The sequence below is a fragment of the Geodermatophilus sp. URMC 63 genome, assembly GCF_053502565.1.
This window is the reverse complement of record NZ_CP199956.1, coordinates 796,285-812,456: the sequence shown is the minus strand read 5'-3', so window position 1 is coordinate 812,456 and position 16,172 is coordinate 796,285. Positions and strand designations below refer to the sequence as shown.

The following is a 16,172-nucleotide window of genomic DNA, read 5'->3' as shown; positions in this document are numbered from 1 at the left end:
CGGTGTGTGCACACAGCGCGGTCCGGTGCGTCCGCGCACCGCAGTGTGTGCACACACCGGGGCGCGACCGGCCGGCCGACGGATCAGATCAGCCGGCGGCGGCGGTAGGCGATCGTGCCGCCGACGACGCCGCCGGTGAGCGCCGCGGCCGCGACGGTGGGGACGCCGATCCGCGCCGCCTTGCGGCCGGTGCGGAAATCACGGATCGTCCACCCCCGCGAGCGGGCGACGGCGCGCAGTTCGCTGTCGGGGTTCACCGCCACGGCGGTCCCGGTGAGGGTGAGCATCGGCAGGTCGTTGGCCGAGTCGCTGTAGGCGGTGCACCGGGAGAGGTCCAGGCCCTCCCGCTCGGCCAGTGCCCGCACCGCCTCGGCCTTGGCCTCACCGTGCATGAGCTCGCCGACGAGCCGGCCGGTGTAGCAGCCGTCGACCACCTCGGACACCGTGCCGAGGGCTCCCGTGAGGCCGAGCCGGTGGGCGATGATCCGCGCCAGCTCGACCGGTGTGGCGGTCACCAGCCACACCCGCTGCCCGGCGTCGAGGTGCTGCTGGGCGAGGTTGCGCGTGCCCGACCAGATCCGGTCGGCCATGAGCTCGTCGTAGATCTCCTCGCCGGCCTGCACGATCCCGGCGACCTCGCGGCCGGTGACGAAGGCCAGCGCGCTCTCGCGGATGGTGTGCATGTCGCCGGCGCTCTCGTTGCCGGCGACGCGGAACTTGGCCTGCTGCCACACGAAGCGCTTCAGGTCGCGCGAGGTCAGGTACTTGCGCGAGGCCAGGCCGCGGGCGAACCAGAACAGCGAGGCGCCCATCATCATCGTGTTGTCGACGTCGAAGAACGCGGCCGCGGTCCGGTCGACGACGACGGCCGGGACGGGCTCGACCTCCGCAGCGGCCGCGGACGCCGCACCGGCGACGTGCGCCCGGGTCTCCTCGTCCGGCACGACCTCGGCAGCCCGCCCGCGGCGGCTCCGGAACGGCAGTCCCGGCACCGGGCACCTCCCTGCTCTCCCCCGGCCGCCCGGAGGCGGCACCCCGCGACCCTAGCCGGGCCCGGGTGGCCGGGCCCGGCTAGGTGCTCAGCACACCAGCGGTGGGAGGCAGACGGGCAGCGGCGTGTCCAGGACCGGCCCGGACGGTCCGCCGGGAGCCGGTGTCGGCGAGCTCGGGGAGCTGCCGGTCCCGTCGGCCGGCGGCCCCGACGGGTCGGGCTGCTCGCCCCCGGGCACGGCAGGGGACGACGTCTGCGCGGGCGTGCTCCCGCCCGTGGGCGCCGCGGAGGAGTCCGCACCACCGTCGCCGGAGGGGGCGGCCGAGGTGGGCGCCGAGGCGTCGGAACCCGGCGTCGGGCCGGCCGCACCCGAGGGCTGGTCGGTCGTCGGGGGAGCCGGGTCGGGAGTGCCGGCGGAGGGGGGAGCCGGGCTCGGCGGCGGTGTCCCGGCGGTCCCGCAGGAGGGGGCCGGTCGCGGGCCGAGCTCGTCGTTGCCCGCCGTCGCCGGGCCCGTGGGGCACTCGAGCACCGCCTGCAGGTCGCCGGCGCGGGCACCGACCTCGGTGACCAGGCCGAGCGAGTGGCCGGCCGCGGTGCCGGTGTCGCCGGGCAGCGCCGGCTGCAGCTCGGACAGGCCCGAGCGCTGCTCCTGCGCCCAGCCGCTGAGCACCGTCAGCGTCGCGGCGTCACCGGCGTCGACCGCGCGGGAGAACACGAGGGCGGCGCCCTCCTCGGTCTGCGCGTCCATGGTCGCCAGCGTGTCGCGCACCAGGTCCGCCGGTGGCGTCCCGGGAGGGCCGTCGACCAGCTCGTCGAGCTCCTGCAGCCGGGTGCTCGCGAACCCCAGCAGGGTCAGCCCGCGCTCGTCGCCGGCCAGGGCCAGCCGGGTCTGCTCGGTGCCGCGCTTGAGCCCGTAGAGCGCGTCGCCGGGCTGGGCGTCGGTCGCCAGCGCGACGAGCGCGCCCAGCGCGGTGACGGTCAGGGCGGCACCGGCCAGGCCGGCGGTCAGCCGTGCCCGCCAGAGCCGCGCCGGACCGCGCGGGGTGAGCCACCGCAGGCGCCGCGGCGCCGGCTCCGGGGACCGGACGGCGGCCATCGCGACCAGCCGGGCGCGGGTGGCCGCGCGGAACCCGGAGGCCGGCTCGTCGTCGAGGTCGGCGGCGAGCGCGCGCAGGCGGGCCTCCAGAGCCGCCTCCCGGTCGGGCACGGGCGCGCGGTGCGAGCCGCCCGCGCCGCCGTGCTTGGGGCTCACCGTGGTCCTCCGGTCGGTCGGGTGTGCGGTCGACCGGAGCAACGAGGCCGCTCAGGGCCCGTTACGGCGTACCGGGAGGTAACAACGCGGGAGGTGACAACGCGGCGGCTGCCGGAGTGGGTGGCGCACGTCACCACAGCCCCTCCGGCAGCAGGCCGGCCAGCCGCCGCACCGCCCGGTGCTGCAGCGCCTTGACCGCGCCGTCCTTCTTGCCCATGACGGCGGCCGTCTCGGACACCGACAGTCCCTGCAGGAAGCGCAGCGAGATGCACTCCTGCTGCTCGCCGCCCAGCTGGCGGATGCAGGCCAGCAGCTGCTCGTTGGTCAGGCGCGCGATCACGGCGTCCTCGGGGCCGTCGGTGGCGCGGTCGGCGTCGCGCATGTCCGCGGTGGTGACCTCGAGCCGGAAGCGGCCGCTCTTCACGTGGTCGCGGATGAGGTTGCGCGCGATCGTCACCAGCCACGCCCCGACGTCGCGGCCCTGGAACGACAGCGAGTCGATGCCGCGCAGCGCCCGCACGAAGGTCTCGCTGGTGAAGTCCTCGGCCTGCGCGCGGTCGCCCACCCGGTGCAGCACGTAGCGGTGGACCAGGGTCACGTAGTGGTCGTAGAGCCGGCCGAAGGCCTCGGCGTCGCCGGCCTGGGTGCTGCGGACGAGCTCCCAGACGTCGACCCGGTCGGCGGGTCGCTCCTCCCCGTGGGCGGCCGCCTCCCCGGCGGCCGCGCCGTCCTGGTCCGCGCCCTCCCGGGGCAGCTCGGCGACCACGTTCGGCTCGCGGGTGCCCGGACCGGCACCCGGCCGCGTGACCAGGGGGTCGGCGTCGACGTCCTCCTCGGGAGCGCCGTCCGGTGCGGCGGTGCTCTCCACGTCGTGGTGGGGGAGCGGTGCGGGGCGCGGGCTGGGCCGCCGGGCCGGGACGGCGGGCGACCGCGCGTCCACCGGGCGCGACTGCGGCATGCGGGCGTCGTCCTCCTCGTCGGCCCGCCGAGCCGCGGCGGCTCGCCCGACGGGGGTCTCGCAGCCCGACGGGTGCCTGCGGCGCTGCGTGTCTTCTCCCATGGTGACGCCATCGTCGCTCCGCGTCCACATCGGCCGGTGGAGACCACCTCCACGTCCCCGTGCCCGAGGTCGGGGGTCCGACGCCGTCGCCCTCCCCACCCGCTGCGGGGGTGGCGACGTCGACGGCCTCCCGCCGGCCCTGCCACACTCGCCCACCGGCGAGGTCGGCCGAGCGAGCCGGCCGCGTGGACCGGCCCCGCCCGAGGACGCCGTCACCGACGGGAGCGCACCGTGACCACCGATCCCCCCGTGCGGCTGGAGCTGCTCACCCGCGCCGGGTGCCACCTGTGCGCGACCGCCCGGGAGACGGTCACCCGGGTCGCCGCCGAGGCCGGCGTGACCAGTCGCGAGGTCGACGTCGACACCGACCCGGAGCTCCGGGCCGAGTACGGCGACCGGGTGCCGGTGGTGCTGCTCGACGGCCGCGAGCACTCGTACTTCACCGTGGACGTGCCCCGCCTGCGCCGGGACCTGGGACTCCGCTAGACGCCCCCGTGCAGGGGCTCGCCGCGAGTTCGCGAGATGGGGGGGCGAGGGGGTCCTTGTTATGGTGTCGGACACAGGCAGGACCCGTCCGTGCTGGCCCGGGACCCGGTGAGGTCACCGGGACTTTGTTCCTGCGTTCACAAGCGGCTACCGTGGCAGACACCGGGCGGCGCTCCGTCCGGATCCCCGATGCCGTCCACCCCCCTCGGCTCCCGCCGTCGCCCGGGTGCGACCACTGTGGAGTAGGCCCGTGATGCAGCCGCGGCCCCGGATCCCGGAGGCCACCGTCGCCCGCCTGGCCGTGTACCTGCGGGTGCTCACCGGGCTCGCCGACGGCGGTCGCGGCACCGTCTCCTCCGGTGAGCTCGCCTCGGCGGCCGGCGTCAACCCGGCGGGGCTGCGCAAGGACCTCTCGCACCTCGGCCCCTGCGGCACCCGCGGCGTCGGCTACGAGGTGGCCACCCTGCGCGACCGGATCGCCGGTGTGCTCGGGATGGAGACGGCGCACGCCTGCGTCCTCGTCGGTCTGGGCAACCTCGGCTCGGCGCTGGCCGGCTACGGCGGCTTCGGCAGCCGCGGCTTCGAGTTCGTCGGCCTGTTCGACGCCTCGCCGGCCCGGGTGGGCCAGCAGGTCGGCGGCCGGCCGGTCCGGCCCATCGAGGAGCTCGACGAGGTCGTCGCCGCCACCCGGGCGACGATCGGGGTCATCGCGACACCGGCCGAGGTGGCCCAGCAGGTCTGCGACCGGCTGACCGCGGCCGGGGTGAGGAGCATCTTGAACTTCGCGCCCGTGGCGCTCACCGCCCCCGCGGAGGTCGACGTGCGCCAGGTCGACCTCTCCGTGGAGCTGCAGGTCCTCGCCTTCCTCGACAAGCAGCGCGGGCCCGCGGCTGCCTCCTCCGCGGTCCTCGCCGGGGGGATGGCATGAGCCTGCTCGCCGTCGGCATCAGCCACCAGACCGCGCCGGTCGCCCTGCTCGAGCAGTTCGCGATGTCGCGCGACGACCAGGTCAAGGCGCTGCACGAGCTGGTCGAGAGCGACCACGTCAGCGAGTCGCTCGTGCTGGCCACCTGCAACCGGGTCGAGGTCTTCGCCGAGGTCGACCGCTTCCACGGCGGCGTCGCCGAGGTCAGCCGCGTGCTGGCCCGCCAGGCCGGCGCCACGGTCGAGGAGCTCTCGCCCTACGTCACCGTCCACTACGAGGACCAGGCCGTCGCCCACCTGTTCACCGTCGCCGCGGGCCTGGACTCGATGGTGGTCGGCGAGACCCAGGTGCTCGGCCAGCTGCGCGCCGCCTACGCCCTCGCCCAGGAGGAGGGCACGGTCGGCCGTGAGCTGCACCCGGTCGCCCAGCACGCCCTGCGCGTGGGCAAGCGCGTGCACGCCGAGACCGGCATCGACCGCGCCGGCGCCAACCTGGTGACCGTCTCGCTCGACCACGCCGAGGCCCGCGTCGGCCCGCTGGCCGGCCGGCCGACGCTCGTGGTCGGCGCCGGGTCGATGGGCGCGCTGGCGGCCACCACGCTGTCCCGCCGCGGCGCGCTGGTCACGGTCGCCAGCCGGTCGCCGGAGTCGGCCGCGCGGCTGGCCGCCGCCGTGGACGGCGACACCGCCGAGCTGGCCGACCTGCCGCGGGCGATCGCCGCCGCCGACGTGCTGGTCACCTGCACCGGCGCCACCGGCCTGGTCGTGAGCACCGACGCCGTCGCCACCGCGATGGCCGGGCGGACCGGCCGGCCGCTGGCCGTCGTCGACCTGGCGCTGCCCCGCGACGTCGACCCCGGCGTCGCCGCGCTGCCCGGCGTCCACGTCGTCGACCTGGCCCTGCTGCAGGGGGAGCGCTCGGCCGCCGGCGGTGACCCGGTCGCCGGGCCCGTGGGTGCCGACGACGTCTCCGCCGCGCACGTGCTGATCGAGGCCGAGACCGCGCTGCTGCGCGCCGAGCGGCAGGCCGCCGCCGTCGCGCCCACCGTGTCGGCGCTGCGCAGCCAGGCCGCCGAGGTCGTCGACGCCGAGCTGCTGCGGCTGTCCACCCGCCTGCCCGACCTCGACGCCCGCGCCCGCAACGAGATCGCCCGCACCGTGCGCCGCGTCGTCGACAAGCTGCTGCACGAGCCGACGGTGCGGGTCAAGGAGCTGGCCAGCACCCCGGGCGGTGTCGACTACGCCGACGCGCTACGCGCCCTGTTCGGGCTGGGCATCGACGCCGAGGTCCCCACCGACGGCACGCGGCTGGCCGAGGCGGTCACCGTCGACCCCGACGAGCTGCGCCCCGGCGGTGCGGCATGACCCTCACCGCCACGGGCACGCTGCGGCTGGGCACCCGCGCCAGCCAGCTGGCCCGCACCCAGTCGCAGACGGTCGCCGACGCCATCACCGCGGCCAGCGGCGTGCCGGTCGAGCTGGTGCACATCAGCACCGAGGGCGACCGCTCGGCCGCGGCCATCGCCCAGCTCGGCGGCACCGGTGTCTTCGTCACCGCGATCCGCCGCGCGCTGCTCGAGGGCACCGTCGACGTCGCCGTGCACAGCTACAAGGACCTCCCGACCGCGCCCGAGCCGGGCCTGGCGCTGGCCGCCGTCCCCCCGCGGGAGGACCCGCGCGACGCCCTCGTCGCCCGCGACGGGCTGACCCTGGGCGGGCTGCCCGTCGGCGCCCGCGTCGGCACCGGCGCCCCGCGCCGGGTCGCCCAGCTGCGCGCCCTCGGCCTGGGCCTGGAGGTCGTGCCGATCCGCGGCAACGTCGACACCCGGATGGCGCGCGTCGTCCCCGGCGACCTCGACGCCGTCGTGCTGGCCCGCGCGGGCCTGGCCCGCCTCGGCCGGCTCGACGCGGTCACCGAGACCCTCGACCCGCTGCAGGTGCTGCCCGCGCCGGCGCAGGGCGCGCTGGCCGTCGAGTGCCGGGCCGACGACGCGCGCACGCGCGAGCTGCTCGCTCCGCTCGACGACGCCGGCACCCGCGCCTGCGTGGTGGCCGAGCGGGCCACGCTGACCGCCCTCGAGGCCGGCTGCAGCGCTCCCGTCGCGGCGTACGCCGAGCTCGCCGAGGGCGACGACGGCTTGGAGCTGTGGCTGCGCGCCTCGGTCACCGCGATCGACGGCAGCGACGGCGTCCGCGACTCCGTCACCGGCCCGGTCGCCGACGCCGATCGGCTGGGCCGTGCCCTGGCCGCCGAGCTGCTCGACCGCGGCGCCGCCGAGCTCGTGGCGGCGTCCCGGTGACCCCCTCCGCCGGGCAGCCCGCCCCGGCGCCCACGACCCCCGCACACGCCCTCCCGGGGGCCACGACACACACAAGGACCAGGAGCTCGCGATGACGCGCTTCCGCAAGACCCCAGGCCGCGTCGTCTTCGTCGGCGCCGGCCCCGGCGACCCCGGCATGCTGACCGCCCGGGCCACGGCCGCACTGGCCGAGGCCACGGTGGTGCAGGTCGACCCCGACGTCCCCGCCGCCGTGCAGGACGCCGTCCGCGACGGCCGCCCCGGCCTCGAGCTCACCGCGGTCAGCGGCGAGCCGGCCGAGGTCGCCAAGGCCGCCGTCGCCGCGGCCAAGGGCGGCGAGGTCGTCGTCCGGCTCGTCGCCGGCGACCCGTTCACCTCCGACGCCGCGGTTAGGGAGGTGCTCGCCGTCGGCCGCACCTCGGTGCCCTTCGACGTCGTCCCCGGCGTCGCGCCGGCGACCGCCGTCCCGGCCTTCGCCGGCGTCGCCCTGGGCGGCACCTCGCTGACCGCCGACCTGCGCGCCGGCGACGTCGACCTGCCGGCGCTGGCCGGTGCGGCCGGCGCGCTCGGCGCCCCGATCGTGCTGCAGGGCGCGGTCGAGGAGCTGCCCGACGCCGCCGCGCGGCTGGTCGAGGGCGGCCTGTCCGGCAGCACCCCGGTGGTCGTCACCAGCGGCGGCTCGGGCACCGGCCAGCGCAGCGTCGTGGCCAAGCTGTCGGCCGTCGCCGAGAAGACCGCCGGGCTCGACCCGTTCACCGGCCCGGTCGTGGCCACCGTGGGCTCGGCCGTCGACAAGCGCGGCAAGCTCTCCTGGTGGGAGAGCCGGCCGCTGTTCGGCTGGCGCGTCCTCGTGCCGCGCACCAAGGACCAGGCCGGCGAGATGAGCGACCGGCTGCGGGCCTACGGCGCGGTGCCGGTCGAGGTGCCGACGATCGCCGTGGAGCCGCCGCGCAGCGCCGCCCAGATGGACCGCGCCGTCAAGGGCCTGGTCACCGGCCGCTACGGGTGGATCGTGTTCACCTCGGCCAACGCGGTGAAGGCCGTCCGCGAGAAGTTCGCCGAGCTGGGCCTCGACGCCCGCGCGTTCGCCGGCGTCAAGGTCGCCTGCGTGGGCGAGCAGACCGCCGAGTCGGTGCGCGCGTTCGGCATCGTGCCGGAGCTGGTGCCCACCGGGCAGCAGTCCAGCGAGGGCCTGCTGGCCGACTTCCCCGACTACGACGACGTCCTCGACCCGATCAACCGGGTGCTGCTGCCGCGCGCCGACATCGCCACCGAGACCCTCGCCGCGGGCCTGCAGGAGCGCGGCTGGGAGATCGACGACGTGACCGCCTACCGCACCGTGCGGGCCGCCCCGCCGCCGGCGCCGGTGCGCGAGGCCATCAAGGGCGGCGGCTTCGACGCGGTGTGCTTCACCTCGTCGAGCACCGTGCGCAACCTGGTCGGCATCGCCGGCAAGCCGCACGCCAAGACCGTCGTCGCGGTGATCGGCCCCGCCACCGCCGCCACCGCGCAGGAGTTCGGCCTGCGCGTGGACGTGCAGCCCGAGACCGCCGCGGTCGGCCCGCTGGTCGACGCGCTGGCCGAGTTCGCCGAGGCCCGGCGGGCGGAGGCCGGGGAGTGACCGCCGCGCAGGGTGGGGCGAACCCGGGCTTCGCACGCGGGCGCCGCCTGCGGTCGACCCCCGCGCTGCGCCGGCTCACCGCGCAGACCCGGGTGGCCCCGGCCGACCTCGTGCTGCCGGTCTTCGTCAAGGAGGGCATCGACGAGCCGGTCGCCATCGGCTCGATGCCCGGCGTCGTCCAGCACACGGTCGACTCGCTGCGCAAGGCCGCGCACGAGGCCGCCGAGGCCGGCATCGGCGGGCTGGTCCTCTTCGGCATCCCGGCGGAGAAGGACGAGGTCGGCTCGCAGGCCGACGCCGCCGACGGCATCGTCAACGTCGCGCTGCGCGAGCTGCGGGCCGACCTCGGCGACGAGCTGGTGCTGATGGCCGACCTGTGCCTGTGCGAGTACACCTCGCACGGGCACTGCGGCCTGATCACCCCGTCCGGCGTCGTCGACAACGACCCGACGCTGGACCGCTACGCCGCCGTGGCGATCGCGCAGGCGCGGGCCGGTGCCCACGTCATCGCCCCCAGCGGGATGATGGACGGGCAGGTGGCGGCCATCCGCCGCGCGCTGGACTCGAGCGCCTTTCCCGAGACGCCGATCCTCGCCTACGCCGCCAAGTACGCCTCGGGCTTCTACGGGCCCTTCCGCGAGGCGGCCGAGGGCGCGCCGCAGTTCGGCGACCGCTCGACCTACCAGATGGACCCGCCCAACGCCGACGAGGCGCTGCGCGAGGTGGCCCAGGACCTCGCCGAGGGCGCCGACGCGGTCATGGTCAAGCCCGCGCTGCCCTACCTCGACATCGTCGCCCGGGTCGCCGACGCCGTCGACGTCCCGGTCAGCGCCTACCAGGTCAGCGGCGAGTACGCGATGGTCGAGGCGGCCGCCCGCAACGGCTGGATCGACCGCGAGCGGGCCATCCTGGAGACGCTGACCGCCATCCGGCGGGCCGGTGCCGGCCAGGTGCTCACCTACTGGGCGGTCGAGGCCGCGCGCCTGCTGCGCCGGTGACCAGCAGCTGATGTCCTACGTCGAGCCCGGGGGCTCCTGGCGGCCGTTCCTGCTGGCCGCCGGGGTCCTCGGGCTCCTCGCCGTCCTGGACGCCGTCCTCCCCGGGCCCGGCGTGCCGCCGCTGGTGTGGCTGCTCGCCGCGGTCGCCGTGCTCGGCGTCGCCGCCTCGGTCTGCTCGGCCGCCCGCCGCGTCTGGACCGTGCGGGTCGACCCGCGGGGCCCCGACGGCGCGCTCTCGGTGGGCCGCGAGCGGGTGCCGCTGGCCGACGTCGACGCCGCGCACCTGCGCGCCGTCCGCGACGGGACGGCGGGCGTGGACGCCGGCGCCCCCGTGCTCGGCGGCGGCTGGTCGGTGCCGCGCGGCCGCACCGGGCTGCCGCTGCGGCTGACCGACGGGCGCACCGTGCTCGTGCCCACCCGCGACCCCGCCGCGCTGGGCGCGGCCCTGCTCGGGTCGGTGCCGGGGAGCCCGACGTCACAGGTCGCCGACCCCGACACCCCCGGCAGCCGCTCCGGGCCGAGGGGGACACTGGGGCCGTGACCTCGCTGGACACCGCTCGGTACGACTACTCGGCGCCCGTCTCGGCCGACCTGTTCGCCCGCGGGCAGCAGGTCATCCCCGGCGGCGTGAACTCCCCGGTCCGCGCCTTCCGGGCCGTGGGCGGCACCCCGCGCTTCATGGCGCAGGCTCAGGGCCCCTACCTCACCGACGCCGACGGGCGCCGCTACGTGGACCTCGTCGCCTCGTGGGGGCCGATGATCCTCGGCCACGCCCACCCGGCCGTCGTCGAGGCGGTGACCGCGGCCGCCCGCCGCGGGCTGTCCTTCGGCGCGCCCACCGAGGGCGAGCTGGAGCTGGCCGAGGAGATCATCGCCCGGATGCGCCCGGTGGAGCGGGTCCGGCTGGTCAACTCCGGCACCGAGGCGGTGCTCTCCGCGGTGCGGCTGGCCCGCGGCGCCACCGGCCGGCCCCTGGTGGTCAAGTTCGCCGGCTGCTACCACGGCCACGTCGACGCGCTGCTGGCCTCGGCCGGCTCCGGCGTCGCCACGCTCGGCCTGCCCGACACCCCGGGCGTCACCACCGGCGCGGCCGCCGACACCATCGTGCTGCCCTACAACGACGTCGCCGCGGTCGAGCAGGTCTTCGCCGAGCGCGGCGCCGACATCGCCGTCGTGGTGAGCGAGGCCGCGCCGGGCAACATGGGCGTCGTCCCGCCGCTGGACGGCTTCAACGGCCACCTGCGGCGGATCACCGCCGCGCACGGCGCGCTGCTGCTGCTCGACGAGGTCATGACCGGCTTCCGGGTGTCGCGCTCGGGCTGGTACGGCCTCGACCCCGTCGACGCCGACCTGTTCACCTTCGGCAAGGTCATGGGCGGCGGGCTGCCGGCCGCGGCCTTCGGCGGCCGGGCCGACCTCATGGACCACCTCGCCCCGACCGGGCCGGTGTACCAGGCCGGCACGCTGTCGGGGAACCCGGTCGCCGTCGCCGCCGGCCTGACCACGCTGCGGCACTGCACCGAGGAGGTCTACGCCCGCTGCGACGAGGCGGCCGTCGTCCTGCGCGGCGCGACCAGCGCGGCGCTGTTCGCCGCCGGCGTCCCCCACCGGGTGCAGCAGGCCGGCTCCATGTTCTCGGTGTTCTTCGTGCCCGACGAGCGCCAGGTGCGCGACTACGAGGACGCCCGCACCCAGGACACCGCCGCGCACCGCGCCTTCTTCCACGAGATGCTCGCCCGCGGGGTGTACCTGCCGCCCTCGGCCTTCGAGTCCTGGTTCGTCAGCGCCGCGCTCGACGACGAGGCCGTGGAGCGGGTGCTCGCGGCGCTGCCGGCCGCCGCCCGCGCGGCCGCGGCCGCCGACCCGGCCGACGCGCCGCCCGCCGAGGTCGCCAAGGACGCCCAGGAGCTGCAGCCCTGATGGAGACGACCGTCGTCCACCTGCTCCGGCACGGGGAGGTGCACAACCCCCGGGGTGTCCTCTACGGGCGGCTGCCCGGCTACCGGCTGTCCGCGGCAGGCGAGGAGATGGCCCGGACGGCGGCGGAGTGGTTCACCGGCCGCGGCGTCACGCACCTGGTGTCCAGCCCGCTCGAGCGCGCCCAGCAGACCGCGGCGCCCCTCGCCGAGCGCCTGGACCTGCCGGTGGCGGTCGACGAGCGGCTGATCGAGGCCGGCAACGCCTTCGAGGGGCTGCGGGTCGGTGTCGGCGACGGCGCGCTGCGCTCGCCACAGCACTGGTGGAAGCTGCGCAACCCGCTGCGGCCGTCGTGGGGCGAGCCCTACGTCGAGATCGCCGCGCGGATGCTGGCCGCCGTCGAGGCCGCCCGCGACGCCGCACGCGGCAGCGCCGCCGTCTGCGTCAGCCACCAGCTGCCCATCTGGACGCTGCGGCTGCACCTGGAGGGCCGCCGCTACGCCCACGACCCGCGCCGCCGGCAGTGCGGGCTGGCCAGCGTCACCTCGGTGACCTACGACGGCGACCGGGTCGCCGGCGTCAGCTACGCCGAGCCCGCCGGGGCCACCGACCCCGACGCGGTACCGGGCGCATGACCACCCCGCGGAGACGTGCCCTGCTCGCCGCGACCGCGACGCTCGCCGTCCTCACCGGCTGCTCCACCGGGGAGGGCCAGGTCGACGTCACCAACGGCGGGGAGTTCCGCTTCGTCGCGGGCACGCCCGCCGGGGAGGTCATCCCGGCGGCCGAGCGGGCCGCGGCGCCGGACTTCGGCGGCACCCTGCTCGGCGGCGGGGACTGGACCTCCGACGCGCTGGCGGGAGAGGTCGCCGTCCTCAACTTCTGGGGCTCCTGGTGCCCGCCCTGCCGGGTGGAGACGCCGCGGTTCCAGGAGGTCTACGCCGACGTCCGCGACCGGGGCGTGTCCTTCCTCGGGCTCGACGTCAAGGAGGCCGACGAGCAGTTCGCCCAGGCGTTCGTCGACAGCCAGGGCATCGAGTTCCCCTCGCTCTACGACCCCGCCGGCGAGGTGGCCCTGGCGTTCCGGGACTACCCGGCCACCGCGATCCCGTCCACCATCGTGCTGGACCGTGACGGCCGGGTGGCCGCCGTCTACACCGGCGAGGTCGCCCAGGACGACCTGCGCGCGGTGATCGACCGGCTGCTCGGCGAGGAGGCCTGAGGTGGGGCAGGAGTTCGCCGCGCTCGTCACCGACGGCCCGCTGCTCGTCGCCGCCGCCGTCGCCGCCCTCGTCGGGCTGGTCAGCTTCGCCTCGCCCTGCGTGCTGCCGCTGGTGCCGGGCTACCTCTCCTACGTCACCGGCCTGGTCGGCAGCGGTGTGCGCACCGCCGCTCCCGTGCCCGCCGGGGAGGGCGCCACCGCCACCGCCGTCCGCACCGACGAGCGCTCCCCGCGCGGGCGCATGGTGCTCGGCGCGGTGCTGTTCGTCCTCGGCTTCACCGCGGTGTTCGTGACCGTCGGCACCGCCCTGGGCGGGCTGGGCCGCCTGCTGGTGCAGTACGACGACGTCATCACCCGGGTGATGGGCGTCGTCGTCATCGTCGTGGGCCTGGCCTTCCTCGGCCGGCTGCCGTTCCTGCAGCGCACCCGGCGGCTGTCGGTCCGGCCGGTGGCCGGGCTGGCCGGGGCGCCGCTGCTCGGCGTGGTCTTCGGGCTGGGCTGGACGCCGTGCCTGGGCCCGACGCTGTCGGCGGTGTACTCGCTGGCCTACACCGAGGCCACCGCGGGCCGCGGGGCGCTGCTGTCGGTCGCCTACTGCCTGGGGCTGGGCGTCCCGTTCGTGCTCGTCGCGCTCGGCGCCCGCTGGGCGGTCGGGGCGACGACGTTCCTGCGCCGGCACGCCCGCGCCGTGACCCGCTTCGGCGGCGCCGTCCTCGTGCTGGTCGGGCTGCTGCTCGTCACCGGCGCCTGGAGCGAGATGATGGCGTGGCTGCGCGCGTGGCTCGCCGCCACCGGCCTGGGGGAGTCGCTGCTGTGACGGTCACCGCTCCGCCCCGGCCGGCGGCCGCCCCTCCGCCGCCGGCCCGCCCCTCCGCCGTCCGCCGGCTGGCCGGGTTCCTGCTGCGCCAGTGGCGCCGGCTCACCGCGATGCGCACGGCGATCGTGCTGCTGTTCCTGCTCGCGCTCGCCGCCATCCCGGGCTCGCTGCTGCCGCAGCGCTCCCTGTCGCAGAGCAAGGTCAGCCAGTACGCCGCCGACCACCCCACGCTCGCGCCGCTGCTCGACCGGCTCTACCTCTTCGACGTCTTCAGCTCGCCGTGGTTCGCCGCGGTCTACCTGCTGCTGTTCGTCTCGCTGATCGGCTGCGTGCTGCCCCGCGCGCTCGAGCACGCCCGCGCCCTGCGCACCCCGCCGCCGCCCGCCCCGCGCCGGCTCTCCCGACTGCCCGACGCCGCGGAACTGGCCACCCCGCTGCCCGCGGCGGCCGCGCTCGACGTGATCGAGGAGGAGCTGCGGGTCCGCCGCTACCGCGTCGTCCGCCGCGAGCGCGGGGGCGTGCCGGAGCTCTCGGCGGAGAAGGGGCTGCTCAAGGAGGCCGGCAACCTGGTCTTCCACCTGGCCCTGGTCGCCCTGCTGCTGGCGCTGGCCGGCGGCAAACTGTGGGGCTACGAGGGCAGCATCCTGGTCACCGAGGGCCAGCGGTTCTGCAACTCCTTCCAGCAGTACGACACCTACTCCGCCGGCGCGCTCGTCGAGGGCAGCGACCTGACGCCGATCTGCGTCGGCCTCGACGACTTCCGCGCCGAGTACGAGGAGGACCTGACCGCGGCCTCGTTCACCGCCGACGTCACCTACGGCGCCCCGGGGGAGGCCGGCCGGCCGACGACGATCGGCGTCAACGACCCGCTGCGCGTCGACGGCGACCGGGTCTACGTCACCGGCCACGGGTTCAGCCCGACGTTCACCGTGACGCTGCCCGACGGGACCACCTTCGACGACGTCTCCGCGCCGTTCCTGCCCACCGAGCAGTCCACGATGGCCAGCGAGGGCGCGCTCAAGCTCCCCGACCTCGGCGCCGGCGCGGAGGACCAGCTGGCCCTGCAGGGCTTCTTCGCCCCCACCGGCCTCGTGCAGGGCGGCATCCTCACCTCGATCGACCCGCGGCCGCTGGCGCCGCAGGTCGCGATCGTGGCCTACCAGGGCTACCTCGGCCTGGACTCCGGCCTGCCGCAGTCGGTCTACTCGCTCGACGCCTCGCAGATCGAGCGCGGCCGGCTCAGCGAGGTCGGCCGGGGCAACCTGTCGGTCGGGGAGTCCCTCACCCTGCCCGACGGGACGACGGTGACCTTCACCGGCGCCAAGGAGTTCGCCTCCCTGCAGTTCTCGCACGACCCGGGCCAGGTCTGGGTGCTCGCCGCCGCGATCGCCGTCCTGGCCGGCCTGCTCGGCATGCTCCTGCTGCGCCGGGAGCGCGTCTTCGCCCGCGCCGACACGGCTCCCGGCGACGGCGGTACCGTGCTCGGCGTCGGGGTCCTGACGCGCGGCAGCGGCGACGGCGCACTCCGCTTCACGGCGCTCACCGACGACCTGCGGGCGGCCCTGGCCGCCCGCGCCACCACCCGCGCCCCGTCCCCCGACGGCGGCGCACCGCGACCGGAGGCCTCCCCGCGTGACCGCTGACCAGCTGGCCGCCCTGTCCGACACGCTGTTCACGATCAGCGTCGGTCTCTACTCCCTGGCCGTCGTGGCCTCCTGCGCGCAGCTGGCCTTCGGCCGGCGCCCGGCCCGCGCGCAGGAGCTGGTGGGCGCCGGCGCCCCGGCCGCGCCGGCCGCCCCCGCGCCGGACGCCGACCCCGCGCCGGTGCGCCGCTGGGGACAGGCGGCCATGGCGCTCACCGGACTCGGGGCGCTGACCCACGCCGGCGTCCTGGTGACCCGCGGGATGGCCACCGGCCGGCTGCCCTGGGGCAACATGTACGAGTTCGCGACGGCTGTCGTGCTCGTCGCCGTCGTGGCCTTCCTGGTGCTGGCGCTGCGCTCGCCGGGCCTGCGCCACGCCGCCGTGTTCGTGCTCGCGCCGGTCGTGGTCAGCCTCGTGGCGATCGGGCTGTTCCTCTACGCCGAGGCCGGCCCGCTGGTGGCCGCGCTGCGCTCGAGCTGGCTGGCCGTGCACGTGACCACGGCGATCCTCGGCTTCGGCGTCTTCTTCGTCAGCGGCATCGCCAGCGTCCTGTACCTGGTCCGGTCGCGGCACGAGGCCCGCGGCGGCGACGCATCGGGGCTGGCCGCCCGCCTCCCCACCGCGGCCGCCCTCGACCGGGTCGCCCACCGCACCGCCGTCTTCGGGTTCCCCGTCTGGACCTTCGCCGTCATCGCCGGCGCCATCTGGGCCGAGAGCGCCTGGGGCCGGTTCTGGGGCTGGGACCCCAAGGAGACCTGGGCCTTCATCGCCTGGGTCGTCTACGCCGCCTACCTGCACGCCCGCACGACGGCGGGCTGGCGCGGCCGGCCCGCGGCATGGGTGAACGTGGTGGGCCTGGCGGTCATGGTCTTCAACCTGCTCTACGTGAACATGGTGTCGACCGGGCTGCACAGCTACGGCGGGCTGAGCTGACCCCACC

General features: G+C 76.7%; 16 protein-coding genes. 13 read left to right on the top strand and 3 right to left on the bottom strand.

Translation table 11 applies throughout. From position 1 onward, the window contains the following. Window positions 1-83 precede the first annotated feature (83 nt). From ACWIZO_RS03930 to ACWIZO_RS03920, 3 genes are all read right to left on the bottom strand, one after another. Window positions 84-992, bottom strand: coding sequence for an HAD family hydrolase (locus ACWIZO_RS03930; RefSeq protein ID WP_448641215.1), 909 nt, complete (start codon window positions 990-992; stop codon window positions 84-86). Between the two features lie 87 nt (window positions 993-1,079). Next, window positions 1,080-2,243, bottom strand: a complete 1,164-nt coding sequence (locus tag ACWIZO_RS03925; RefSeq protein WP_448641214.1) for a DUF5667 domain-containing protein — start codon at window positions 2,241-2,243, stop codon at window positions 1,080-1,082. 130 nt (window positions 2,244-2,373) lie between these two features. Further along, window positions 2,374-3,201: a sigma-70 family RNA polymerase sigma factor gene (locus ACWIZO_RS03920; protein WP_448641213.1), complete on the bottom strand. Its 828-nt coding sequence runs from the start codon at window positions 3,199-3,201 to the stop codon at window positions 2,374-2,376. Between the two features lie 333 nt (window positions 3,202-3,534). On the opposite strand from ACWIZO_RS03920, the gene ACWIZO_RS03915 reads away from it, so the two are divergent. The 13 genes from ACWIZO_RS03915 (at window position 3,535) to ccsB (ending at window position 16,165) form a co-directional block, all read left to right on the top strand. Next, window positions 3,535-3,789, top strand: coding sequence for a glutaredoxin family protein (locus tag ACWIZO_RS03915; RefSeq protein ID WP_448641212.1), 255 nt, complete (start codon window positions 3,535-3,537; stop codon window positions 3,787-3,789). A gap of 253 nt (window positions 3,790-4,042) precedes the next feature. Then, window positions 4,043-4,717, top strand: a complete 675-nt coding sequence (locus ACWIZO_RS03910) for a redox-sensing transcriptional repressor Rex (protein ID WP_448641211.1) — start codon at window positions 4,043-4,045, stop codon at window positions 4,715-4,717. Next, window positions 4,714-6,078 carry a glutamyl-tRNA reductase gene (locus tag ACWIZO_RS03905; protein ID WP_448641210.1) on the top strand — a complete coding sequence of 455 codons (1,365 nt, stop codon included), beginning with the start codon at window positions 4,714-4,716 and terminating at the stop codon, window positions 6,076-6,078. Before ACWIZO_RS03910 ends, ACWIZO_RS03905 begins: the two co-directional genes overlap by 4 nt. Then, window positions 6,075-7,013, top strand: a complete 939-nt coding sequence (gene hemC, locus ACWIZO_RS03900) for a hydroxymethylbilane synthase (protein WP_448641209.1) — start codon at window positions 6,075-6,077, stop codon at window positions 7,011-7,013. The genes ACWIZO_RS03905 and hemC overlap by 4 nt, the downstream gene beginning before the upstream one ends. 91 nt (window positions 7,014-7,104) lie before the next feature. Then, window positions 7,105-8,634 (top strand): uroporphyrinogen-III synthase, encoded by a 1,530-nt coding sequence (locus ACWIZO_RS03895; RefSeq protein ID WP_448641208.1) that lies wholly within the window; start codon window positions 7,105-7,107, stop codon window positions 8,632-8,634. Continuing rightward, entirely contained in the window at window positions 8,631-9,632 is a 1,002-nt protein-coding gene (gene hemB / locus ACWIZO_RS03890) for a porphobilinogen synthase (protein WP_448641207.1), read from the top strand. The genes ACWIZO_RS03895 and hemB overlap by 4 nt, the downstream gene beginning before the upstream one ends. A 10-nt stretch (window positions 9,633-9,642) precedes the next feature. After that, a complete protein-coding gene (locus ACWIZO_RS03885) occupies window positions 9,643-10,173 on the top strand; it encodes a hypothetical protein (RefSeq protein WP_448641206.1) in 531 nt (176 codons plus the stop codon). Further along, complete coding sequence (gene hemL, locus ACWIZO_RS03880) at window positions 10,170-11,552, top strand: glutamate-1-semialdehyde 2,1-aminomutase (protein WP_448641205.1); 1,383 nt, start codon at window positions 10,170-10,172, stop codon at window positions 11,550-11,552. Before ACWIZO_RS03885 ends, hemL begins: the two co-directional genes overlap by 4 nt. Continuing rightward, window positions 11,552-12,184, top strand: coding sequence for a histidine phosphatase family protein (locus tag ACWIZO_RS03875; protein WP_448641204.1), 633 nt, complete (start codon window positions 11,552-11,554; stop codon window positions 12,182-12,184). The genes hemL and ACWIZO_RS03875 overlap by 1 nt, the downstream gene beginning before the upstream one ends. Continuing rightward, window positions 12,181-12,771, top strand: a complete 591-nt coding sequence (locus tag ACWIZO_RS03870) for a TlpA family protein disulfide reductase (protein WP_448641203.1) — start codon at window positions 12,181-12,183, stop codon at window positions 12,769-12,771. The genes ACWIZO_RS03875 and ACWIZO_RS03870 overlap by 4 nt, the downstream gene beginning before the upstream one ends. A gap of 1 nt (window position 12,772) precedes the next feature. Then, window positions 12,773-13,588 (top strand): cytochrome c biogenesis CcdA family protein, encoded by an 816-nt coding sequence (locus ACWIZO_RS03865; protein WP_448641202.1) that lies wholly within the window; start codon window positions 12,773-12,775, stop codon window positions 13,586-13,588. Then, window positions 13,585-15,231: a cytochrome c biogenesis protein ResB gene (resB, locus tag ACWIZO_RS03860; RefSeq protein ID WP_448641201.1), complete on the top strand. Its 1,647-nt coding sequence runs from the start codon at window positions 13,585-13,587 to the stop codon at window positions 15,229-15,231. Before ACWIZO_RS03865 ends, resB begins: the two co-directional genes overlap by 4 nt. Then, on the top strand, window positions 15,221-16,165 hold the full coding sequence (ccsB, locus tag ACWIZO_RS03855; protein WP_448641200.1) for a c-type cytochrome biogenesis protein CcsB: 945 nt from the start codon (window positions 15,221-15,223) through the stop codon (window positions 16,163-16,165). Before resB ends, ccsB begins: the two co-directional genes overlap by 11 nt. Window positions 16,166-16,172 lie beyond the last annotated feature (7 nt).